This window comes from Cupriavidus sp. 01L415 (genome assembly GCF_056400065.1).
Map to the genome: position 1 here is coordinate 83,502 of NZ_JBFTSP010000016.1, position 22,976 is coordinate 106,477.

Sequence of the window (22,976 nt, forward strand, 5' to 3'; positions counted from 1 at the left end):
TCTCCCCCGCCGACGATGCCGCTCCCCGGTGGCCGTCTCAGTGTTTGGTCGATTCGTCGGAAGCGTCCGACGCCTGTGGCGCATCGGCGTCAAACGGCACATGCCGGCCGTCGGCCGACTGGTAGCCCAGCTTGGCGCTCTCGCCCATCATCTTTTCGTAAGCCAGCATTGCCTCGGCCACGGCATTCGGCTCCCCCTTGAACACGATCACATCGTTGCCGCAGTTCGGGCACTGGCCGCCGAATACCGCGTCGATACCACGCAGGCCCGGTGCCGGGATGGCGTCGAAATTGGTGAATGCGGTCTTGCACGACCCGCAGACCAGTTGTGCCGGCCGCAGCGCCTCTGCCCGCGCACGCGCCTGTTGCGCCCGCTCCTCGGGTGTGCCCCGTCGTTTTGCGTCACCCATGGTGCCATCCTTTCTTCTGGCTTTCGCCAATAAATTGCCGTCTTGTAAATGCTTCTCCACGCATCGCCACGCATCAGGAAATAGACCCGAAGGTGGGATAGCGAGGCGGAGCCGGCCATTGTAGACCACCCCGACTCTACGGCAGGACCCGACTACGCCTGCTATTGTGGATAACGGTTGCCTACCACCCACCCCCAAGGAGGACACCGATGATTCGACCCACCGTGCAGGAGAACTTCACCCGTTACGCCGACTGTATCGCCGCCTGCAACGCCGCGGCCGCCGCCTGCCTCAAATGCGCCGCAGCCTGCCTGGAAGAGCCCGACACCAAGAAGATGGCGCGCTGCATCGCGCTGGACATGGACTGCGCCGGCATCGCCAACCTCGCCGCGTCGTACATGCTGCGCAACAGCGAATTCGCACCGCTCGTATGCGAAGACTGCGCCGAAGTCTGCAAATGGTGCAAGGAGGAATGCGAGCACCACGACCATTGGCATTGCCAGGAATGTGCCAGGGCCTGTGCCGCCTGCATGGAGATGTGCCTGAAGATGACCGCCTGAACACTCCGTAACCCAGGCAGGCAATCGTCGCCGACATGCGCCCGGAATGCGCATGCCGGCGGCAGGGGCATTGCCCCCGAAAGCGGCGGATGTGACACAGGAAGGCTATGCTAAGGATCTTGCGTTGCTTGCTGTGATCTCTTCCTCAAGGAGTCCGCTCATGTCCGAGAAGTTGCCCGCCACCCGTATCGAGAAAGACAGCCTGGGAGACGTCGCCGTCCCCGCCGATCATCTCTGGGGTGCCCAGACCGAACGGTCTCGTCAGAACTTCCGCATCGGCAGCGAAAAGATGCCGCCGGCGCTGATCGAAGCCTTCGCCGTCCTCAAGCTCTGCGCGGCCCGTGCCAACCACGAGCTGGGTGTGCTCAAGCCGGACCTGGCCCACGCCATCGAACAGGCGGCGGAAGAAGTGATCGCCGGCAAATGGCCGGGCGAATTTCCGCTGTCGGTCTGGCAGACCGGGTCCGGCACGCAGACCAACATGAACCTGAACGAGGTCATCGCCAACCGTGCGATCCAGATCCTCGGCGGCGAGGTCGGCAGCAAGAAGCCTGTTCACCCCAACGACCACGTCAACGCCAGCCAGTCTTCCAACGACAGCTTTCCCACGGCAATGCATATCGCGGCCACCCGCGCGATCCAGCAAACCCTGCTGCCATCGCTGGAAAAGCTGCAGCAAACCTTCGCGAAGAAGGTCGAGGCGTTCGCGGACATCGTCAAGGTCGGCCGCACGCACTTGCAGGACGCCGTGCCGTTGACGCTCGGCCAGGAATTTTCCGGTTACATGACCCAGGTGTCGGATGCGCAGTCGCGCCTGCAGCAGGCCATGCTACGTGCGATGCCGGTACCGCAGGGCGGCACCGCGGTGGGTACCGGCCTGAATGCGCCGCCGGGATTCGCTGCAGCGTTTGCGCGCGCGCTGGCCAGCTACACGGGCCTGCCCTTCGAACCGGCACCCAACCGTTACGCGCTGCAAGCCGCCCACGATGCACTGGCCGACCTCTCGGGCGCGCTGAATACGACGGCCTCGTCATTCCTGAAGATCGCCCGGGACTTCATGCTGCTGGGGTCCGGCCCGCGCGCCGGCTTTGCGGAGCTGCAACTGCCGGCCAACGAGCCAGGGTCGTCGATCATGCCGGGCAAGGTCAATCCGACACAGGCCGAGGCATTGGCGATGGTCTGTTGCCGCATCATCGGCAACCACACGACGGTGACGCTCGCCAACGGGCTCGGCACGCTGGAACTCAATGCGTACAAGCCGGTGATCGTCTACAGCCTGCTGCAATCCGTGACGCTGCTGGCCGATGCGGCGTCGAGCTTCGCCGAACACATGGTGGAAGGCGTGGAGCCCGATCGCGCGCGGATCCAGGAGTTGCTGGAGCGCTCGCTGATGTCCGTGACGGCACTCAATCCGCACATCGGCTACGACAAGGCCGCGGAGATCGCCAAGCTGGCGGTGAAGAAGAACCTGTCGCTGCGCGAGGCCGCGATTGCCTCCGGCCACCTCAACGATGCGCAATTCGATGAGTGGATCGACTTCAAGGGGATGACCCGGGAGGTCTGATCCTGCGATGAAGGTCAGCCGGCGGAAATCCGCCGGCGGTCTTCTGCACGATGACTTCGGCCGGATGACATCCGGTTGCAGACCGCCGGCCGCGACACGTCAGCGCCCACGCGCCCCCTCAAGCTGCGCGTGCACGTCGTGCGACAGTTCCAGCAGCACGTCACGGCCGATGCCGCCGGAGACGGCATAGCCGAAATCGCCGTCGATCCAGTAGAACACGTTGACCGAACCATCCTGATAGAGACGAAACGCAGTGGTCTTGCTGTCCGCCTTGCGACGGGAGATGCACAGCGTGATCCGCTGGCCCCCGGCGTCGCGATACATGAACTGCGCGACGTCGCCGCCGGCATCGGGAAGCAATCGGCCGCCGACAAGTTCAAAGCCGCTACGCGTCAGCACGGGGGGATGGACGGCCGTGCCGAGCCGGTCCGACAGCCATTGCACGAAGTCCTGTTCGCGATCGGCGCCGAGCGTGGCGGGCCGGACGACGTCAGGCATGTAGACCACATGGGCGAGCGCGGCCTGGCGGGCAAAGCCAGCCGGCGCCTCGGCGCCGGCCCGTGCGATCTTGCCCTCGCGCGAGGCCACCAGCGTGCCCGGCAGGCTACCGACGTCCATGCCGATGCCGATTCCAATACCGAGCACGAGCATGGCGGCCATCGCCATCCAGCGCGGCCACGCGGCGCGCCGCGCATCGCTCGGACGCAGCCGGCGCGGCACGGGTTCGTCGAGCACATCGTCATAGCGCGCATGCAGCCAATGCTTCTGCGCGAGGTACGCATCCACGCGGGCCACCAGTGCGGGGTCCGCCTGGAGCGCACGCTCGACCGCCGCGCGCCGCTCGAACGACAGTTGCCCGTCAACATACGCATGCAGCTCCGCCTCGTCGACGGTAGTTCGTTGCTCGTTCATCGCACCACCCTCAGTTTCGGACCACCTGCCTTGCCACCCGCCTTGCTATCTCCCGGGGCCTCGCCCGCCATCAGCACCCGCAATCGCTCGCGCCCGCGCGAAAGCCGCGACATCACCGTGCCGATCGGAATATCCAGCGCCAGCGCCACCTCGGCATAGCTCATGTCCTCCAGGCCGACCAGCAGCACGACCGCGCGCTGCTCGGCCGGCAGCCGCTGGAGCGCTTCGTCCAGGTCGCGCATTTCATGCGCGCGGGTCTGGCCGTCGGGCATGGTCAGGGCGTCGTCGCCGAACGTGTCCTCATCCATGGCGACGTGGACCGCGCGGGCCGACGCGCGGCGCGCGTGGTTGACGTAGAGGCTGTGCATGATCGCGAACAGCCAGGCGCGCGGGTCGGCGCCGACTCGAAACTGGTCCGTACGGCCGAGCGCGCGCTCGAGCGTGTCCTGCACGAGGTCGTCGGCAAGTTCCCGGTTGTGAATCAGCGCGCGCGCATAGCGGCGCAGCCGAGGCACGTGATCGATCAGGGCGTTGCGGATGCTCATCGTCCATCCTTGCCGCGCCGGCCACCCTGGCTGGCGCTCTCTTGTTGCATACACGCGCGCGCGGCCGTTTATTCCGCCTCCCCCCGACATTTTTCCTGGCTCTCCCCGGAAGCGCCGCAGGCGCCACCCACGATTTTTTGGCGTCGATGGAATAAGCGCGTCGCGCCTGTGTATACGCGGATGTACGCGGATGGTCGCGGATGACGGCCTGCGGGCCACGACAGGGAGCCACCCATGACAACCATTTCCGCGCGACCCGTTTCCACACGACGTGCCGCGCGTGCCACCTCATTGGTGACCATACTGGTCACCGCGTTGGCCGCCTTCGGCGCCTCCACCGCGTTCGCCGGCCCGCCTGCCGACGAATCCGCGTTCCTGAGCGAAAACGACGCCGCCATGAACCAGATGATGGCCGACATGGCCGTCAAGCCGACCGGCGATGTCGACAAGGATTTCGTCGCGATGATGATCCCCCACCACCAGGCCGCGATCGACATGGCCCGGGCGTTCCTGCGCTACGGCAGCAACGAGCAGTTGCGACGCATCGCGCAGGAAATCATCGTCGACCAGCAACAGGAGATCGCCGCGATGCGGCTGGCGCTCGGCCAGCCGCTGCCGCCTTCGGCCCCCGCGCCGACGGCCCCGGCGGCAGCGCCCGCTTCACCGTCAGCATCGCCAGCAGCCGCCGGCCACGGCATGCAGCATGGCAAGCCGATGTCCCACCACGAATGACAACCCCGCAGGAGCCTCGATGACACGCAACATCCTTTCCACCGCGCTGGTCCGCGCCGCACTGGTGGGGACCACACTGGCGGCCACGCTCGCCTGGGCTGGCCAGGCACCCGGCGCGATGTCCGCGCCCGATATCCCCGTCAGCCACAAGGACCGGATCTACGCCGCGGAGCAGTTCTCCAATACGGTGTCCGTGACCGATCCCGTCGATAACAAGCTGCTCGGCGTGATCCGCCTCGGCGATCCTTCGCCGGGCAACTTCAGCCCGCTCTACCGCGGCCAGGTGCTGGTGCACGGCATGGGCTTCTCGCCCGATCACCGCATGCTGGCGATCGTCTCGATCGGATCGAACTCGGTGACGTTTATCGATACGCAGACCAACACGGTCCGGCACACGACCTATGTCGGCCGCTCGCCGCACGAGGCGTTCTACACGCCCGATGGCCGCGAAGTGTGGGTCACCGTGCGCGGCGAGAACTACGTCGCAGTGCTCGATGCGAAGACGTTCCAGGAGAAGACGCGCATCGTCACGCCCGCCGGCCCCGGCATGCAGATCTTCTCCCCGGACGGCAAGTACGGCTATATCTGCTCGTCGTTTAATCCGGAAACCAAGGTCGTATCCGTGGCCGATCACAAGATCGTCGGCACCGTGAAGCAGGACAGCCCGTTCTGCCCCAATATTGCCGCGACGCCGGATGGCAGGCAGGTCTGGTTCACGCTCAAGGACGTGGGCCGCACGCAGGTCTTCGATGCACGCCCGCCGTTCTCGCTGATCAAGACCCTCGACACCGGGCCGATCACGAACCACGTCAACTTCGCGCACACGGCCAAGGGTACGTTCGCCTACGTCACCATCGGCGGCCTGAACCAGGTCAAGGTGTTCCGAACCGATGATTTCTCGCAGGTCGCGACGATCCCGGTCGGCAACCTGCCGCACGGCATCTGGCCGTCTGGCGATGGCTCACGCATCTATGTGGGTCTCGAGAATGCCGACGCGCTCGCGGCAATCGACACGGCCACCAACCAGGTCGTTGCCAACGTGCCGGTCGGGCAGGCGCCGCAGGCGATTGCCTACGTGCCCAACGCGGTACCGGAGGGCGATGGCACGCAGAATCTGCAGCCGCTCGGGGTTGCCGGTCAGGCCACACATCTCGCGCTGGCGTCGGTGGGCGGCAGCAACGATGGCGCGGCCCCCACCAGCGTCACGCTGTTCGAACAGGGCCTTGTGCAGGTGCTACAGGCCTCCGTCACGGGCCTGCAGCCCAAGTCCGCATATGTGCTGGCGCTGTCGGACAAGCCGGATGGCAGCGGCAACGTGGAAGCGCTGGCGACGTTCATGACCAACCCGGCCGGTTCGGCAATCGTCAATTCGATCGGGCCGATTCGCCAGGTGGTGGCGCCGGGCTCGACGGCCACGGACAAGCGGCGCTACCTGATGGTGGCCCCCCAGGTCGATGGCAAGCCGGGCACACCCGTGCAGCTGCAGCGGCTCTGATGACCGACGCATCGCCACGCGCCGTCATGGCGCGGGGGCGGCGGCCACGGCACGCGTCCCATCGCGCGCCGTGGCCTGACCGGCTGGCTCCCATCCGCCGCCGAGCGCCTTCACAAGGCTCACGCTCGCCACCAGCTGCCGGCGCCGGACATTCTCGAGTGCCCGATCGCTCGCGAGCGCCGCGCCTTCCAGCACGCCCACTTCCAGATAAGCCACGGCGCCCTTCCGGTAGCGGTCGATCCCCATGCGCAGGGCCTCCGCCGACGCCTCCGATGCGGCCTGCTGGCTAGCGGCTTCGTTTTGCAGCGCCTGCACGGCGGCATACCCGTCCTCCACTTCCTGGAATGCGTGCAGCACGGTCTGCCGATAGTCCGCCGCGCTCGCATCGAACTGCGCGCGGGCGCTGTCCGCGTTGGCACGGCGCCGGCCGCCATCCAGGATCGTGCCGACGAGCGCCGGCCCGATGGCCCAGAAGCGGCTGGGCGCGGTCAGCCAGCCGGCCAGGTTGGTACTTTCCAGGCCACCGCCGAGCGCGAGTATCAGATCGGGAAAGAACGCCGCGCGCGCCACGCCGACCTGGGCATTGGCAGCGGCCACGCGGCGCTCCGCCGACGCGATGTCGGGCCTGCGTTCCAGCAATTGCGAAGGCACTGCCGCGGGCACCATCGGCAGATGCGCCGAAGGCGTATCCGCCTGCAATGGCGGCAACGAGAAGCGGCTGGCCGACTCGCCGACCAGCGTGGCGATGGCGTGCTCCAGCTGGGTCCGGTTCAGTTGCAAATCCGACAATTGCGCGCGCGTGCTCTCCAGTTGCGCGCGCGCCTGGGCCACGTCGCCTTGCGTCGCAATGCCACCGTAGTAGCGGTTGGTCACGAGTTCCAACACCGACGTATAGGTGTCGATCGTCCGCTGCAACAGCGCGGCTTCACGATCGAGCGAACGCACGCCGAAGTAGTCGGTGGCCAGTTCCGCCTGCAGGCCGAGCCGGACCGCCGCGACGTCGTCGGCGCTGGCCTCGGCGTGCGCCTGCGCCGCGTCGACGGTGTTGCCAATGCGGCCGAACAGATCGGGCTCCCATGAAGCCGTCAGCCCGAGCGTGTGGTCGGGCGTGGTCTTGCCCGCGAGGGACTTGCCGACGACGTTGGCGGACGTATGACTGTTGCTGACGCTGACGCCGGCACTCACCGTGGGAAAGTACGCGGATCTGGCCACCCTCACTTGCGCGCGCGCATCCTGCCACAGCGCCACGGCCTTGCGCAGCGTCTGGCTGGAGACATCGATGCGGGCTTCCAGCGCGTCGAGCCCGTCGTCGCCATACACGCCCCACCACACCGCCGAGATGTTGGCAGGGCCACCGGGATGAGCCGGCGTCGCCCCGGCCTCCTTGTAGGACTGCGGCAGGTCGATCGCGGGCGGCTGGTAAGGCGGCGCCGTGGCGCATCCCGCTAGCAGGACGATCGCGGCCAATGCCGCCGCTGCAAGCGGCCATTTGCAGACAGGCGTGCCGCGATGGTTACGGGTGACTGGCATGATCGTTCGATGGTTGCGTGGCAGGGGCGCCAGATGGTGCCGCTGGTGGTGACGCGGACGGTGGCGCGGACGGGGCGCGATCGGCAACAACCTGCACTGGCGTGCCGGCCACCACGCCATCGCCGGGGTTGACCACGACGCGCTCGTTGCCCTGCAGGCCGCTCAACACTTCCACGTGCGAGCCGAAATCGCGGCCGAGCGCGACGCGCCGGATTGCCAGCCGCCCGTCGTCGCCGACGATGGCGACGGAAGGCCCTTGCGCCGGAAACAGCAAGGTATTGGCTGGCAGGTCGAATCCCGCGCGCGCGGCCTTGGCGCTCAGGTGCGCTTCGGCATACGCGCCGGGCAGGATGCGTCCGTCGTGGCTATCGACATCCAGCTCCACGCGCAGGCTGCGCGTCACCGGGTCGATCGCGCCGGCATTGCGTGCGACGGTGGCCGGCAGACGCTGCCCCGGCGATTGCGGCAGCGTGAGCCACGCCTCGGTGTCCGGCCCCACGATGCCGCTGTCGTCCTGCGGCACCTGCACATACACACGCAGCGTACGGCCCGCCGAGAGGTGGAACAGCTCGCGACCCTGGCTGGGGCTGCTGCCGGCATCGATCAGTGCGCCGGTATCGACGTTGCGCGCGGTGATGATGCCGTCGAACGGCGCACGAATCTGCGTATAGGACGCCATTTGCGCCAGACGCGACGTATTGGAGCGCGCCGCCGCCAGCACGGCGCCCTTCGCCTGCATGTCGGCGACCTTCTGGTCAGTTTCCTGCTGCGCGACCGAGTTGGATTGCTGGAGGTCTTTCCAGCGCTCGGCCGTGCTCTTGGCCAGCGCGAAATTGGCAGCAGCGGTGGCTTCGTCCGCGCGCGCCTGCCGGAGCTGGTCCGCCACTTCGGGCGCATCGATCTCGGCGAGCAGCTGCCCCTGCGTGACCTGTGCGCCAATATCCGCGTACCAGCGCCGCAGGTATCCACTGACGCGGGCGTACACCGGGGCATCCTGATAGGCCCGGACATCGGCCGGCAAGACGATTTCGCGCTGCGCGGCGGCTACGCCGGGCCGGACGATGGCGACCGCGGGCACTGTCGCCTGAGCCGTGCGCTTCGCAAGGACCGCATGCGCCTGCAGGCGCGGCACGATGCCGAGCGCCAGCGCACCGGCCACCAGCGCGCACGCTGCCAGGGCCAGCCCGGCATGCCGTGGCGCCATCGAATGCCGCCCCGGGGGCGGAAGATCATCGACCGGTGGGGGCGTCGTGGAAGGTTTCATCTGGGATCTGCCGTATGCGTGACTGAAGAGGTGACTGAAGACGTGACTGAGGGCGTGGGTGAGGGCGTGACCGGGGAGGTGGCTGGAGGCGATTGGGCAACGCGCGTCCGGCCGCCAAGCCAGTGATGCAGCATGGCGACGAAGACGGGCACCAGCACCAGCGTGGCGATCGAACCGAACGCCAGCCCGCCGATGACGGCCCGGCCGAGCGGAGCGTTCTGGGCGCCCGCGCTGCCCGCGCCCAGCGCCATCGGCACCATGCCGAACAGCATGGCGAGCGCGGTCATCGCCACCGGGCGAAAGCGGCCGGTGCCGGCCTCGAGGGCCGCCTGCACCGGGGCCATGCCTTCGCCCAGCAGCTCGCGCGCGCGGCTCACGACCAGGATGCTGTTGGCCGTGGCGATGCCAATGCACATGATGGCGCCCGTCAGTGCGGGCACGCTGATGGTGGTGCCCGTCGCGAACAGCATCCATGCCATGCCGGACAGCGCGACGGGCAAGCCACCGACGATGGCCAGCGGGTCGAGCCAGGACTGGAAGTTGACGACCATCAGCAGATACACCAGCACCATCGCCGCGCCGAGCCCGCCCACCAGCCCCACGAACGAGGTCCGCATGGTCTGCACCTGCCCCCGGACCACCACGTCCGATCCGGGCGGCAAATCCTTGCGCACGCTCGCAACGATGCGGTCGATATCGGTCGCCACCGCGCCGAGGTCGCGCCCGCGCACCGCGCCGAAGATATCCAGTACCGGTTGCACGTTGTAGTGCGACACCACGCCTTGCTGGCTGGTCCGCGTAACGGTGCCGAACAGACCGACCTGACCGGCGCCGCCCTGTGCCGCAGTGTCGGCACCGAGCCCGAGGGGAATGTTCGCCAGGGCCTGCAGCGACCCCATGGCGTACTGCGGCACGGAGACCATCAGCGGATAGCTGACGCCGTTCTTCGGGTTGAGCCAGAAGTTTGGCGATGTCTGGCCGCTGCCGGAAAGCGAGATGAGCAGGTTTTGCGCCACGTCGCGCTGCGACAGGCCTGCCTGCAAGGCGCGGGTTCGGTCCACGTCGATGGTCAGCGCGGGCTGGTCGGCAGGTTGCTGCAGGTGCACGTCCGCGAGGCCCGGGACGGCAGTTAGCAGGCGCGCGAGGCGATTGGCCACGACGCGGTTGCCCGCCAGGTCATTGCCAACGATCTGCACATCGATCGGCGCCGGCAATCCGAAATTGAGGATCTGGCTGACGATGTCCGCCGGCAGGAACGAAAAGCTCACGCCGGGAAAGGCCTTGGGCAGCAGGGTGCCGAGCTTGTCGATATCCGCGGCCGTGCCGCCGCTGCCCGGCTTGACCGACACCAGGATCTCGGCATCCGCCGTGCCGATCGGCAGCGCGGCGTCGTAGGTCAGGTTGATGCCGCTGACCGGCAGACCGATGTCGTCGACGATGCTGGCGACGCGTGCCGGGCCGATGGTCTGGCGGATCGACGCCTCCACCTGATCGGCGATGCGGGCCGTCTCCTCGATGCGCGTGCCGGTGCGGGCGCGCATGTGCAGGCGGATCTCGCCGCTGTCCACGCTTGGGAAAAAGTCCTGGCCGAGGAACGGCACCAGCGCCATCGAGCCCGCGCAGGCGATCAGGAAGATGGCTACCGTGCGTCGGCGCGCGGCCAGCGCGGCCCGCAACACGCCGGCATAGCGCAGCCGCATCGCCTCGAACGCGTGCTCGAAGCGCTGGTGCAGGCCGTGGAAGAGGCGGCCGAGGAAGCTGCCAATGTGCCGGAGACGGCCCGGAGGTGGAGCCGGATGCGGGGCCAACTGCGCGGCCGGAAGCCCATCGGCAGCCTCGCCGCGCAGGAGATAGTGGGCCAGTGTCGGAATCAGCGTGCGCGACAGGAAGTACGACGCCATCATCGCGAAGACCACGGCTTCGGCCATCGGCACGAACAGGTAGCGCGCCACGCCGCTCAGCATGAACATCGGCAGGAACACGATGCAGATGCAGAGCGTGGACACCAGCGTGGGCAGCGCGATCTGCGCCGAGCCGTCGAGGATGGCCGTCTCCAGCGGCTTGCCCATCTCGCGATGGTGGGTGATGTTCTCGATCGCCACCGTGGCGTCGTCGACGAGCACGCCCACGGCGAGTGCCAGCCCGCCTAGCGTCATGATGTTCAGCGTTTCGCCCAGAGCGGACAGCGCGATCAGCGCGGCCAGCACGGACAGCGGGATGGTGATGGCGATGATCAGCGTCGACCGCCAGCTGCCGAGGAACAGCAGGATCATCAGCGCGGTCAGGCAGGCGGCGATCAATGCCTCGTGCAGGACGCCGTCGATGGCGGAAGTCACGAACACGGACTGGTCGGAGATCGGCTGCACCTGCAGCGACTTCGGCAAGCCGGCGGTGACCTTCGGCAGCATGGCCTTGATCTGGGCGATGATCGACAAGGTGGAGGTATTGCCGCTTTTTTCGATCTCGAGGAGCGCGGCGCGCTTGCCGTCGCGCCGCACCACATTGGTCTGCGGCGCGTAGCCGTCATGCACCTGTGCCACGTCGCGGACATAGACGACGCCGTCCGGTCCGCTCGTGACCGGCAGGTCGTTCAGCGCCGCGACGGTCTGCGTGCTGCCATTCAGGTCGACGCGATACTCCAGCGCGCCGATCTTGGCCGTGCCGCCGGGCAGGATCAGGTTCTGCGCGTTGATGGCATTGACCACGTCCAGCGGTGCCAGGCCCCGCGCCTGCAGCGCGCGGGTATCGAGGTCGACCATGACCTGCCGGACCTTGCCGCCGTATGGCAGCGGCACCGACGCGCCCTGCACGGTGGCCAGCTGCGTGCGGATGAAGTTGTTGCCAAGGTCGTAGAGCTCCTGTTCCGGCAACTGGTCGCTGCCGAGTGCCAGCCGCAGGATCGGCACGGTGGAAGCGCTGTAGCTCAGGATCAGCGGCGCCGTGGTGCCCGGCGGCATGGTCTTGAGCAAGGACTGCGCGCCCGACGTGGTCTGCGCGATGGCGCGATTGATGTCGGCGCCCGGATGGAAGAACACCTTGATCACGGACACGCCGCTGAGCGTCTGCGACTCGATGTGCTCGATGTCGTCGACGCTGTTGGTCAGTGACCGCTCGTACCCCGTGACGATCCGGCGCGACATGTCCTCGGCCGACAGGCCGTTGTAGGACCAGACCACGCTGACCACGGGGATGTTGATCGACGGAAAGATATCCGTCGGCGTGCGCAGGATCATCAGCGGGCCCGCCAGCAACAGGCAGATCGCCAACACCACGAACGTATAGGGTCGCCCCAGGGCGAGCCTGACAATCCACATTTCGATTTCTCCCGGATGCCCGCCATGCGTCCGGCCCTGCGGGCGGGGGGCTGGCGAGTCCTGCGGATTCTATGGAGCGGGCGGGGTGCCGGATGCGAACGAAACGATTACAGTCTTGTCATCCACTGCCGCGAGGGCCGGCGCTAAGATCGGCTCGCAATGGCTGGCGGGCAACGCCATGCCGGATATGGCAACACGCGGCAATGCACGGAAGGGGAGCGGTGATGAGGATCCTGGTGGTGGAAGATGAACCGAAGACAGGTGAATACCTGCGCAAGGGCCTGACGGAGTCCTCCTTTGTCGTGGATCTGGCCGTGACGGGCGGCGATGGTCTGCACCAGGCCACGGAGCACGAATACGACCTGATCATCCTCGACGTGATGCTGCCGGGCATGAACGGCTGGGACCTCCTGCGGCAACTGCGCGAACGCAAGGACACACCGGTGCTGTTCCTGACCGCGCGCGACGAAGTGGAGGACCGCGTACGCGGCCTGGAGCTGGGCGGCGACGACTACCTCGCCAAGCCTTTCGCGTTTGTCGAACTGCTGGCGCGCGTGCGCACGCTGCTGCGGCGCGGGCCGGTACGCGAAGCCGACCGGATCGAGATCGAGGACCTGGAGATCGATCTCATCCGCCACAGGGTGAACCGCGCCGGCCAACGCATCGACCTGACCCCGCGCGAGTTCGCGCTGCTGCACTTCCTGGCCCGGCGTCATGGCGAAGTGTTGAGCCGCACCCAGATCGCCTCCCACGTCTGGGACATGAATTTCGACAGCGACACCAACGTCGTCGATGTGGCCGTTCGCAGGCTGCGCGCCAAGATGGACGACCATTTCGCGCCCAAGCTAATTCACAGCGTGCGCGGCATCGGCTACGTGCTCGAGAAGCGGCAACCGTGAAACGAGCCTATTCGCTCACGACGCGCCTTGCACTGGCCTTCGCGCTGGTCGCGGGCTGTGCCTTCGGGGCCGTGGGCACCTATCTCTATCGCGCGCTGGCCATGCAGATCGTCGAGCGCGACGACGCGGAGCTGATGCGCAAGGCCACGCGCGTGCGCGCGGAGCTGGCCGAGCACCATGTCGCCGGCAACGATCGATGGCGCGAGCTGAGCCGCATCGTGTCCGGGAATGACGAGTTCGCGCTGACGGTGCGGGGCGCGGATGGCAGGGTCCGGGTCACGGCGAATGCCAACGCCGGATCACCGCCCGACTTCCCCTCGCTGGCCATGGACGCCCCCGTCGACGCCAGCGCGATCCACAGCTGGGTAGGCGTGAACGGTCACCCGGTACGCGGCATTCGGTTGATGGCGCGGATGCCGGAGGTCGATACGCCGATGCAGGTGGTGGTCTACCAGATGGCGATTTCCCGCATGGCGCTGCTGCGCGCCTATCGCTGGAAACTGGCGCTGGCCACGTTGCTGGGGGCGTTGACGGCAGGCGGCCTCGGGTACGCGGCGCTGCGCGCCGGCATGGCGCCGCTGCGACGCATCGCCGCCGGCACGCAGGCGATCACCTTCTCCAGCGCCGACCTCGCCATCGATCCTGCGGAGCTGCCGCTGGAACTCAGGGAACTCGCGCTGGCGCTGCAACAGATGATCGCGCGACTGCACGAGGGATACGACCGGCTTTCACAGTTCTCGATGGACCTGGCGCACGACTTCCGCACGCCGATCGGCAACCTGCTCGGCCAGACCCAGGTGACGTTGTCGAGCGACCGCTCCACGGAGGAATATCAGGCGCTGCTGGCATCGAACGTCGAAGAATACGAGCGCCTGGCACGCATGATCGAGAACATGCTGTTCCTGGCTCGCGCGGACAATGCGCGCGTGGCCATGCATTGCACGATGCTCGACCTGGCCGATGAACTGGCGCGGCAGGCCGACTACTTCGAGCTGCTGGCGGAAGCCAGGGAGGTGACGATTCGCGTTGACGCGCACGGCAAGGTATTCGCCGATCCGATGCTGCTGCGGCGTGCGATCGGCAACCTGATCTCGAACGCGGTTCGATACACGCCTGCCGGGGAAGCGATTGTGCTGGTGGGACGCGAGGAGGGCGGGCAGGCGCGCATCGAGGTGTGCAATCCGGGGCCCGGCATCGCGCCCGACCATCTGCCCCGGTTGTTTGACCGATTCTTCCGTGGAGACCCGGCGCGCGCCAATTCGGGGGAATCCTCGGGCATTGGACTGGCCATCGTGAAGACCATCATGGATCTGCATCATGGCTCGGTGCAAGCCGAGTCGACCCCCGGCAAGGTGACGAGATTCCGCCTGGAGTTTCCCGGGCGGACGCCGGTGGGTCAGGTGTAGAGGCGGAACTGAAACGGCCTCTTAGCTTACGACGGCAACCAACCCGATCAGTCCGAGGCCGAGCGCCGCGAGGGCATCGCCCGCGATCAGGCCACCGCCCACCAGCGAGGTCGTACTCATATCTTCCGGCAGGCCTGCGTCTTTCGGCGTCGGAGCCGCCCGACTTTCCGCCACGCTCGCCAGCACGCCGCCAGCTGCCATCCACGCGGCCGCAGGCAGGTTCACAAAACCACCGAACGACGACGCGTACGGCGACGGCAGCACGATGGCATCGAGAAGGAAATCGCAGATCCGCCCCGCGCGGCCGGTCGTGGCAAATCGCCGGTAGCGTGCCGACCCCAGGATCAGCTTGCGCAGGATTTCGGTCGCGAGTCCGATCCCCAGTCCGATCCACACGGCCAGCCGCTGGTACGGCTTGTCTTCCGTCATGCTGCGCAGCGCGCCAACGATCTTGTAGGTCATGGCCGACGTCCACCGCGCCGGCTGCTGGTCGGCCGGCAGCGTGGTCTGGTCAAGCCACAGCACGGGATAGGCCTGCATGAACAGCCGCGCGAGCAGCACGGCCAGCACCGCGCCCACGATGATGCCGACCACCTGATAGCCGAACTGCACCATGCGATCGGTCCCGAGCCGCCAGCCCGTGGAGCGGTCCTGCTGCATGTCGCAGGCCTCGGCGGTGGAGATCAGCAGCACCGTCGCGGCAATCAGGCCGACATGCGGTTGGCGCAACCCCACGGCAGCCATCAGGATGACCGTGAGCACGAAGGCGGAGGAGATCGGGTTCTGGTCCACCATCCCCACCGAGATGCCGTTGACCAGCGCGAACACGAGCACCAGCACCACGGCCATCAGTTGATAGCCGACCGGCTGGCCAAACCACATCGAACCGGTGGCGACCACGGCTGCGCCCCAGAACACGACCCACAACGCGATCCAGCGCATCGGCGGCGATGCGGGGCGCCGGTTGCCGCGAACCTTGTCGCGAACCTTGTTGCCATCCGCGTCGAGCGTTGCGAACGGATCTGCGACCCTGGCTGCGTCGCGATCCCTGTCGCCGACGGCGGACGGCAAACCCGACCGCGTCTGCCGCCACGCGCGCACCAGCAGCAGCGACACGTCGACCGCCGCCGCACCCATGATCATCCCCAGCGCGAACAGGAAGGTGATCTTGCGGTACGGATCGCCCGGCGCCAGCCAGCCAATCGACACGAAGTAAGGCGTCAGGGCCCAGCCCGCCAGCCCGCCGACCAGCGCGGCCAGCCCGATCCGGGCACCGACGATCATGCCGGCGCCGAACGTCGAAGCCGACAAGTCGATGGCGCCCAGGAACGCGATGCGCGTGGCGCCGACACCCGCCACCACGCCGAGCCCCATGCCACCGGCCAGCCGCGCCACCGACCGCCGCAGCAGCACAGGGTCAGTCAGCGCGCGCAGGATATTCGCCACGGCCAGTCCGGACGGAAACGTCAGTTGCATGCGATCGACCAGCAACGGCGTATACAGCATGCCGACGCCGACGCCATACATGCCGATGCAGAGCATGTAGCCGATCAGCTGCCACAGCGACGGCGCGGCCATGCCCATCCATCCCATCGCCTGGATCACGACGGCCATGCCGCCCATGCCGGCCACGGAAGCCGCCGCGGTCTGAATGTAGTTGGCGCCATGCCGCCCCGCCGCGCCATAACCGGCGGTGACCGCCGAGCCCAGGATGCCGGCCAGCACCTGCCCGCCCACGAAGAAGCCGAGCGAGAAGTTCATATAGGCCGCCGCCACGCCGCCCAGCGGCCCCAGCACTAGCATGCCGGCCGCCCCGAGCAAGGCGTGGTACTGCCAGCTGCCCGGGGCGGGGAGCCAGCGCCAGCGGGGCGCGGGTTGGGTCACGGTGGAGGACATGGGAGCGATTCGGCAACGGTGGCTCGCCGTCGCGAACCTGATCGCAAGCATACGGGAAAGGCTCGCCCGTCAGCACGATCGTGGCGGGAGATCGCCTCAGGGCAAGAAGCACGGGAGGCGAGAGGTGTGAGGGGAGAGGGGAGATGGGGGAAGCGAGACGAGGAACGCGGAACGCGAGACGCCGAGCGCGGAGCGCCGAGCGCCGAGCGCGGAGCGCGGAGCGCGGAGCGCGGAGCGCGGAGCGCGGAGCGCGGCAAAAGCGTACCCGTTTCTGCGCGCGCGCCAGAGGCCTGTGGAGCGCCTTTCGAATTCCCCGCCAGCCCTTATGCCATCAGGGCTGGCGCGGGACGGCGCAGCGCGTCTGCGCGCCAAAGCGTACCCGATTCTGCGTGAATCGCCGACTGCGCGATCACTGCTCGATGACCACGTGAAAGCCACGCGAAGCACGCGTGACGATGGCTCGCCGGACCATCCCCGATGCCGCTGGCTGGCCGTCTTCCAGGCCTCAGGCAATCACCCTGCAATCACCCTGCGATCACCCCGCCGCCGTCGACCAGCACGGTGCTGCCCGTGCTGAACGGCGTGCCGGCCAGGTAGAGGATCGCGTTGGCGACGTCTTCCGGCTGGCCGACGCGCTTTGCCGGCAAGCTGGCGGCCGCGCCGTCATACATCGACTGGCGCGCGGTGGCATCGAGCTTGTCCCACAGCGGCGTGGCGATCAGCCCCGGCGACACCGTGTTGACGCGCACCGGCGACAGCTCCAGCGCCAGCCCACGGGCAATCGCCTCCACTGCGGCGTTGATCGCGCCCTGCAACACCGAGGCCTTGCTCGGCCGCGTGGCGAGGAAGCCGGAGACCAGCGTCAGCGACCCGCCATCGCGAATCTGCACCGCACGCGCCACGCGGTACGCGCCCCAGAACTTGCTGTCGAACGCGGCGTAGGCATCGGCCAGCGGCAGCTTGCGCACCTGCCCGGTCGGCGTCTGCGCGGCGGACACCACCACGTGATCCCACGGCTGGCCGTCGGCGAAGAAGCGCACCACGTCGTCGTCGCGGGTCGTATCGATCTGCGCGCCCTGCACCGTGCCGCGCGCCCCGGCCGAGGCCTCGGCAACGGCGGCGGCAACCTTGTCCGCATTGCGCGAGGCAATGGTCACCTGGGCGCCGTGGGCAGCGAAGGCCTTGGCCGTGGCCAGTCCGATGCCGGAACTGCCACCGACGACGAGCACGCGTGCGGAAGAAAAATCGGGAAACATGGGGTCGCTCCTTGTACGGGATCCGGCCAGCAGGCTTGCCAGCCAACACCAACGATTGTGGCCAAATCCGCGCGCCGCATCATCGGGCGCGTGGAGGAATCACTGTTGTCGAGGATTTGATAATCGGGCGCAGGGGGGCCGCATCCGGCGCCCGCCTCGGGGCACCAGCAGGCCAAACTGGTCGAGCGGCATTTCGGGTCCGGGCATAGAATGTGGCGTCGGTTTGTGCGCCATCCGCCCCGCCGTGCATGGCAACGCCCCGGCACTCCCCATTACGTCCTCTTCCTCCGTTGCCCCGCTGTCACGTCATGAAGCCCGCCCTGCTTGTCCTGATCCAGATTGATTCCGACCATCTCGCCCGCATCGGTGAGGCCTACGATATCCGCTACGCCCCAACGTCTGCAGGGCGCGTGGCCGAAGTGGCCACTCACGGCACGCGCTTCCGCGCGGTGCTGACCAACGGTTCCACGGGCCTGACCGCCGACGAGATCGGCGCCATGCCGGAACTGGAACTGGTCTGCGCGCTGGGCGCCGGGTACGAGAACATCGACATCGCCGCATGCCGCGCGCGCGGCATTGCCGTGGGCAATGGCGCCGGCACCAACGACAGCTGCGTGGCGGACCACGCGATGGCGCTGCTGCTGGCCACAGTGCGCCGCGTGCCGGCGCTGGACCGCGCCACGCGCGACGGCATCTGGCGCAACGTGTTGCCGCTGCCGCCCAACCTGTCCGGCAAGCGCCTGGGCATCGTCGGCCTGGGCACCATCGGCCGCCGCATTGCGCAGCGCGGGCAGGGCTTTGATCTGGAGATCGGCTATCACAACCGCCGGGCGCGCCCGGATGTGCCGTTCGAGTATTTCGCTGACGTCAGGGCACTGGCCGAATGGGCGGACTATCTGGTGATCGCCACGCCGGGCGGCGCGGATACGCGCCATCTGGTCGATACCCCGGTGCTGCGCGCGCTGGGGCCGAACGGCTTCCTGGTGAATATCGCGCGCGGCAGCGTGGTCAACACGTCGGCGCTGGCCGACGCGCTGCACGCCGGCGAACTCGGCGGCGCGGGGCTCGACGTATACGAAAGCGAGCCGGCGCCGCCGGTGGAATTGTTCGATTGCCCGAACGTCGTGCTGACGCCGCACATGGCCGGCTGGTCGCCGGAAGCCGTGCAGGCCTCGGTCAATCAGTTCATCGAGAACGCCCGCCGCCACTTTGCGGGCGAGCCGCTGTTCGCGCCAGTGAACTGAACGCTGCCTTCGGATGCTGCCGGCTGGCCCTTGCGACCGGGCTAGCGGCTATCCGCGCTATCCGGGCCTTCGAGACAGGCCATCAATCGCGCAGCCGCCGCGCGGTTCCGCATTCAGGTAGCCGGCCTTCCGGCGCTTCACGCCGCCGGAAACACCGTCCGCACCCGCAAGCCCGGTGCGGCGTCTTCCAGCGATACATGGGCGCCGTGCGATTGCGCGATCTCGGCCACGATGGCCAGCCCCAGTCCGCTGCCGCCCGTCGGCGCCTCCGGGGCGCGATAGAAGCGGTCGAACACGCGCGCCCGCTCGGTCGCCGGAATGCCCGGGCCGTTGTCCGTGACCTCCAGCGTGACGGCCTTGCCGTTCGCCTGGGGGATCACGTGCACGTCGACGCGGCTCCCGGCCGGGATGTAGCAGAGCGCATTGTCGATGAGGTTGGTCAGCAGGATGCGCAGCGCATCGGCATCGCCGCGAATCGTGACGGGCGCCTCGCCTGCCGCCGTGGCCTCGAGCCCGAGGTCGATATCGCGGTCGATGGCCGCCTGCGCCATCTCGGCCACGACTTCCGCGGCCAGCGCGCGCAGGTCCACCGGCTCGTGCGGCGGCGGCGCGGCACCGGGCTCCTGGCGCGCCAGCGTCAGGAGCTGGGCCACCAGGTGCGTCAGACGCTCCAGGCCGCGCCGGAGCTGGCCGACGGCTTCCTGCCGGGCCTCCGGGCTGCCGGCACGCTCCACCAGTTGCGCCTGCAGTTGCAAGGCAGCCAGCGGCGTACGCAAGGCGTGGGCCGCGTCGGCAACAAACGCGCGCTGGGTGTCGATCGCCTGCGCCAGCCTTGCCAGCAACTGGTTCAGCGCGTGCGAGAGCGGCGCGATCTCATCGGGCATCTGGCGCAGGGCCAGTGGCGCCAGCGTACTGGCATCGCGCGCTTGCACTTCGGCGGCAATCTCGCGCAGGGGCCGCAATCCGCGTCCCACCGCCATCCAGACCAGCCAGCCGAGCAGCGGCAGCAGCAGCAGCAGGGGTGCCACCGTACGCAGCGCCATATGCGCGGCCAGCGTGCGACGCGCGCTCAGCGGCTGGGCGATCTGCACCACGGCCGGCCCGAGCTGGACGCTGTAGATGCGCCACTCGCCCGAATCGGTCCGCACATCGGAGAAGCCCAGTTCCGCGCGCGGCGGCAACACGGGATGCGCATGCGACAGATAGAGACTGCGACCGGAACCGTCCCAGATATGGATGACGACGTCCTCGTCGGCATGCAGCAGGTCCGCGTTGGCGCCTCCGCTGCCGGCATCGAACGGCGGGGGCGCCACGGGATTCGAGAACTGGCTCGGCAGCGCCGCCGCCACCTGCTTCATCTGGTAGTCGAACAGCGCGTTGGCTTCCTGCCGGGCCTGCGCGTAGATCAGCCCGGTGGCCACGGCGATGCCCGCCGCCAGCCCCGCGGCCAGCCACCACAGCAACGTACGTTGAATCGATCGCATCAGTCCGGCGTCCCCTCGGCGCTGCTGGCCGCCTGGTCGTCGAGCTGCGGCATCACGTAGCCGACCCCCCGGATGTTGCGGATCAGTGCGGCCCCGAACTTGCGGCGCAGCGCATGGATATAGACCTCGACGGTATTGCTGCCCACCTCGTCATCCCAGCCGTAGAGCCGCTCCTGCAGCTGCGCGACGGACCACACCTTGCCGGGGCGCGCCATCAGCGCCGAGAGCAGCGCGAACTCGCGCGCCGACAGGCGAATCGCCGTGCCCTGCCGGGTGGCCTCGCGCGTGGCAGGGTTCAGCACGATGTCGCCATAGCGCAGCACCGGCTCGGCGCGGCCCTCGGCGCGGCGGGCCAGCGCGTGCATCCTTGCGGCCAGTTCCTGCAGGTCGAACGGCTTGATCAGATAGTCGTCGGCGCCCGCGTTCAGGCCGGCCACGCGGTCCGCCACCGCGTCGCGCGCGGTGAGGATGAGCACCGGGGTGCGCACGTTGCGCGCGCGCATGGCGCGCAGGACATCCAGCCCCGAGCGTCGCGGCAAGCCGAGGTCCAGCAGGACCAGATCGTAGCCGCCATCAGCGCGCGGACCGTGCTGGTCCGATGCGGCATCCAGCCCGGCGTCGCCATCGCGCACCCAGTCCACGGTAAAGCCTTCCTGGCGCAGCGCGACCTTCACGCTCTCGCCAATCATGGCGTCGTCTTCCACCAGCAGTACACGCATGTCGTTCAGGAATGGGGCGTCGCGGCGTGACGCATATCGTCGTCGAGCCGGTCCGCCAGCGCGCGGGCCAGGCCCGGCAGCGCGGGATAGTCGGCCGTGATCACGAAGACCGGGATGTCGGCCAGGTAGTTGCCCATGCGGCCCTTGGCGGCAAAGCGTTCGCCGAAAGGCGAGGCGCGCACCGCATCGACAAAGCGCGGCACGATGCCGCCGCCGATATAGACGCCACCCCGGGCACCAAGGACCAGCGCCACGTCCGCCGCCACCGATCCCAGCAGGCCGCAAAACGCCGCAAACGCGCGCCGGCACAAGGGATCGCCGGTCTGGATGGCTCCCTCGGTAACCTGCGCCGGCGTGAGGGGTTTGGGCAAAAGCGTACCCGTTTCTGCGGCCAGCGCGGCATGGATATGAGACAGGCCCATGCCCGACAGCAGCCGTTCGGCGGACACCCGGCCCAGTGACTTGTGGGCCGCGTGCCAGGCAATCCATTCGTCATCCGTGACCGGCATGACCTCGATATGCCCGCCCTCGCCCGCCAATGCCACGGCGGCGCCGCCCGGCGCGAGAATCAGGCCCGAGACGCCCAGCCCCGTGCCCGGCCCGATCAGGGCACGCGGCGCCGTGGCCACCGCCGTGCCTGCGCGCACTTGCGCGAGCCCTTCAGCGGGCAGGTGCGGCAGCGCCAGTGCCAGCGACGTGAAATCGTTGATGGCCACCAGCGTGTCGAGTTGCAGCGCCTGCCGCATGGCTTCGATCGAGAACGCCCAGTTGTGGTTGGTCAGCTTGACGTGGTCGCCGGTGACCGGGTTGGCCAGGCCGATCGAGGCGTGACGCGGCAGCGGTCCGCCAATGCCCTGCAGGTGGTGCCGCATCGCGGCCTCCAGCGACGGGAAGTCCGCCACCTTGAGCGCGTTGACGTCGCCGATCTGCATCGGCGCGGTCTCCAGCGCCAGGCGCACGTTGGTGCCGCCCACGTCGGCAAGCAAACGGGGATAGGAGGATGCCGGTTGCGCAGCGTGACGAGCCTTGGCCATTGTCAGGTCCGGAAAATATCCACGCCATGGCGATGCCGGGCCAGCACCAGGCTGACGGGCAGCGCCGGTGTGGGCGCCTCCAGCGCACGCGCGAGAACTTCGGCCTTCTTCTCGCCGGCAATCGCCAGGAACGTGCGCTCCGCGGCCAGCAGGGCCGCCAGGTTCAGCGTGATGCGCGCATGCGGCGCGCTGGAAGGATGCGTGATGAGGTAGCCGGGATCCGGGTCGGAGAGCGCCGTCTGCAGTTCCGGCGCGTCGGCAAACAGCGACGCCGTGTGACCGTCCTCGCCCATGCCGAGCACCACCACGTCCGGCTGCTGGAAACGCTCGTTGAGCCGCGCGACGGCGCGCAGCGGCTGCGTGGCCTCGGCCGCGTCCTGGATCAGCGGCACCCATGCGGCGACGCCCGCCGCTTCCCGCAGCAGGCTGTTGCGCACCAGCGCGCCATTGCTGGCCGCGTCGTCCGGCGGGACGACGCGTTCGTCGACCAGCGTCACGGTCACCGCATCCCAGCGGATCGGCCGGTAGCGCAGGCGCTCGAACATCGGCACAGGCGATCGCCCACCCGATACGGCCAGCACGGCCCAGCCCTTGGCCTGGATCACGAGGTCCAGCGCATGGCTGACGGAAATCGCCAGCGATTCGGCCTGGTCCATCACGGAGGCGTGTTCGAATTGCCGCATGGCGGGTTCCTTTGGTCGGGGTTGTCGGAG

At 68.2% G+C, this 22,976-nt stretch carries 19 protein-coding genes; 7 read left to right on the forward strand and 12 right to left on the reverse strand.

All coding sequences use genetic code 11. The features are described from left to right. Positions 1-37: 37 nt before the first annotated feature. Entirely contained in the window at positions 38-409 is a 372-nt protein-coding gene (locus AC1DOX_RS20940) for a hypothetical protein (protein WP_441620354.1), read from the reverse strand. A 209-nt stretch (positions 410-618) separates the two neighbouring features. On the opposite strand from AC1DOX_RS20940, the gene AC1DOX_RS20945 reads away from it, so the two are divergent. Both AC1DOX_RS20945 and fumC read left to right on the forward strand, forming a co-directional pair. Beyond that, positions 619-969 (forward strand): four-helix bundle copper-binding protein, encoded by a 351-nt coding sequence (locus tag AC1DOX_RS20945; protein WP_441620356.1) that lies wholly within the window; start codon positions 619-621, stop codon positions 967-969. A 160-nt stretch (positions 970-1,129) separates the two neighbouring features. Next, positions 1,130-2,533 (forward strand): class II fumarate hydratase, encoded by a 1,404-nt coding sequence (gene fumC / locus AC1DOX_RS20950; protein ID WP_092139470.1) that lies wholly within the window; start codon positions 1,130-1,132, stop codon positions 2,531-2,533. A 99-nt stretch (positions 2,534-2,632) separates the two neighbouring features. Here the strand turns inward: fumC and AC1DOX_RS20955 are convergent, their stop codons facing one another. Beyond that, on the reverse strand, positions 2,633-3,445 hold the full coding sequence (locus AC1DOX_RS20955) for an anti-sigma factor family protein (protein ID WP_441620358.1): 813 nt from the start codon (positions 3,443-3,445) through the stop codon (positions 2,633-2,635). Next, positions 3,442-3,990, reverse strand: coding sequence for an RNA polymerase sigma factor (locus tag AC1DOX_RS20960; RefSeq protein ID WP_441620360.1), 549 nt, complete (start codon positions 3,988-3,990; stop codon positions 3,442-3,444). Before AC1DOX_RS20960 ends, AC1DOX_RS20955 begins: the two co-directional genes overlap by 4 nt. 234 nt (positions 3,991-4,224) lie before the next feature. On the opposite strand from AC1DOX_RS20960, the gene AC1DOX_RS20965 reads away from it, so the two are divergent. Beyond that, on the forward strand, positions 4,225-4,722 hold the full coding sequence (locus AC1DOX_RS20965) for a DUF305 domain-containing protein (protein ID WP_441620362.1): 498 nt from the start codon (positions 4,225-4,227) through the stop codon (positions 4,720-4,722). A gap of 19 nt (positions 4,723-4,741) precedes the next feature. After that, positions 4,742-6,217, forward strand: coding sequence for a YncE family protein (locus tag AC1DOX_RS20970; protein ID WP_441620364.1), 1,476 nt, complete (start codon positions 4,742-4,744; stop codon positions 6,215-6,217). Positions 6,218-6,241: 24 nt separating this feature from the next. On the opposite strand, the gene AC1DOX_RS20975 is transcribed toward AC1DOX_RS20970, so the two are convergent. Genes AC1DOX_RS20975 through AC1DOX_RS20985 form a run of 3 tightly spaced genes read right to left on the reverse strand, consistent with a single transcriptional unit; the run spans position 6,242 to position 12,325 of the window. Continuing rightward, complete coding sequence (locus tag AC1DOX_RS20975; RefSeq protein WP_441620366.1) at positions 6,242-7,747, reverse strand: efflux transporter outer membrane subunit; 1,506 nt, start codon at positions 7,745-7,747, stop codon at positions 6,242-6,244. After that, entirely contained in the window at positions 7,731-9,011 is a 1,281-nt protein-coding gene (locus AC1DOX_RS20980; RefSeq protein ID WP_441620368.1) for an efflux RND transporter periplasmic adaptor subunit, read from the reverse strand. Before AC1DOX_RS20980 ends, AC1DOX_RS20975 begins: the two co-directional genes overlap by 17 nt. After that, complete coding sequence (locus AC1DOX_RS20985; RefSeq protein WP_441620370.1) at positions 9,008-12,325, reverse strand: efflux RND transporter permease subunit; 3,318 nt, start codon at positions 12,323-12,325, stop codon at positions 9,008-9,010. The genes AC1DOX_RS20980 and AC1DOX_RS20985 overlap by 4 nt, the downstream gene beginning before the upstream one ends. 224 nt (positions 12,326-12,549) lie before the next feature. Here AC1DOX_RS20985 and AC1DOX_RS20990 point away from each other — a divergent pair, with 224 nt between their 5' ends. Both AC1DOX_RS20990 and AC1DOX_RS20995 read left to right on the forward strand, forming a co-directional pair. After that, positions 12,550-13,224, forward strand: a complete 675-nt coding sequence (locus AC1DOX_RS20990; protein WP_092139455.1) for a heavy metal response regulator transcription factor — start codon at positions 12,550-12,552, stop codon at positions 13,222-13,224. Next, positions 13,221-14,630 (forward strand): heavy metal sensor histidine kinase, encoded by a 1,410-nt coding sequence (locus AC1DOX_RS20995; protein ID WP_441620372.1) that lies wholly within the window; start codon positions 13,221-13,223, stop codon positions 14,628-14,630. Before AC1DOX_RS20990 ends, AC1DOX_RS20995 begins: the two co-directional genes overlap by 4 nt. A 21-nt stretch (positions 14,631-14,651) precedes the next feature. Here the strand turns inward: AC1DOX_RS20995 and AC1DOX_RS21000 are convergent, their stop codons facing one another. Together AC1DOX_RS21000 and AC1DOX_RS21005 are read right to left on the reverse strand one after the other, a co-directional pair. Beyond that, positions 14,652-16,526: an OPT/YSL family transporter gene (locus AC1DOX_RS21000; protein ID WP_441620374.1), complete on the reverse strand. Its 1,875-nt coding sequence runs from the start codon at positions 16,524-16,526 to the stop codon at positions 14,652-14,654. Between the two features lie 524 nt (positions 16,527-17,050). Then, positions 17,051-17,782 carry an SDR family oxidoreductase gene (locus AC1DOX_RS21005; protein WP_092139450.1) on the reverse strand — a complete coding sequence of 244 codons (732 nt, stop codon included), beginning with the start codon at positions 17,780-17,782 and terminating at the stop codon, positions 17,051-17,053. A gap of 308 nt (positions 17,783-18,090) precedes the next feature. Here AC1DOX_RS21005 and AC1DOX_RS21010 point away from each other — a divergent pair, with 308 nt between their 5' ends. Then, entirely contained in the window at positions 18,091-19,026 is a 936-nt protein-coding gene (locus AC1DOX_RS21010) for a 2-hydroxyacid dehydrogenase (RefSeq protein WP_441620376.1), read from the forward strand. A 137-nt stretch (positions 19,027-19,163) separates the two neighbouring features. Here AC1DOX_RS21010 and AC1DOX_RS21015 read toward each other — a convergent pair whose 3' ends face one another. From AC1DOX_RS21015 to pgl, 4 genes are read right to left on the reverse strand one after another with little or no spacing between them, the layout of a single operon-like run. Then, positions 19,164-20,510 (reverse strand): sensor histidine kinase, encoded by a 1,347-nt coding sequence (locus AC1DOX_RS21015; RefSeq protein ID WP_441620378.1) that lies wholly within the window; start codon positions 20,508-20,510, stop codon positions 19,164-19,166. Next, positions 20,510-21,229: a response regulator transcription factor gene (locus AC1DOX_RS21020; protein WP_092139445.1), complete on the reverse strand. Its 720-nt coding sequence runs from the start codon at positions 21,227-21,229 to the stop codon at positions 20,510-20,512. The genes AC1DOX_RS21015 and AC1DOX_RS21020 overlap by 1 nt, the downstream gene beginning before the upstream one ends. 5 nt (positions 21,230-21,234) lie before the next feature. Further along, entirely contained in the window at positions 21,235-22,263 is a 1,029-nt protein-coding gene (locus AC1DOX_RS21025; RefSeq protein ID WP_441620381.1) for a glucokinase, read from the reverse strand. A gap of 2 nt (positions 22,264-22,265) precedes the next feature. Further along, positions 22,266-22,946, reverse strand: coding sequence for a 6-phosphogluconolactonase (gene pgl / locus AC1DOX_RS21030; RefSeq protein WP_441620383.1), 681 nt, complete (start codon positions 22,944-22,946; stop codon positions 22,266-22,268). Positions 22,947-22,976: the final 30 nt, after the last annotated feature.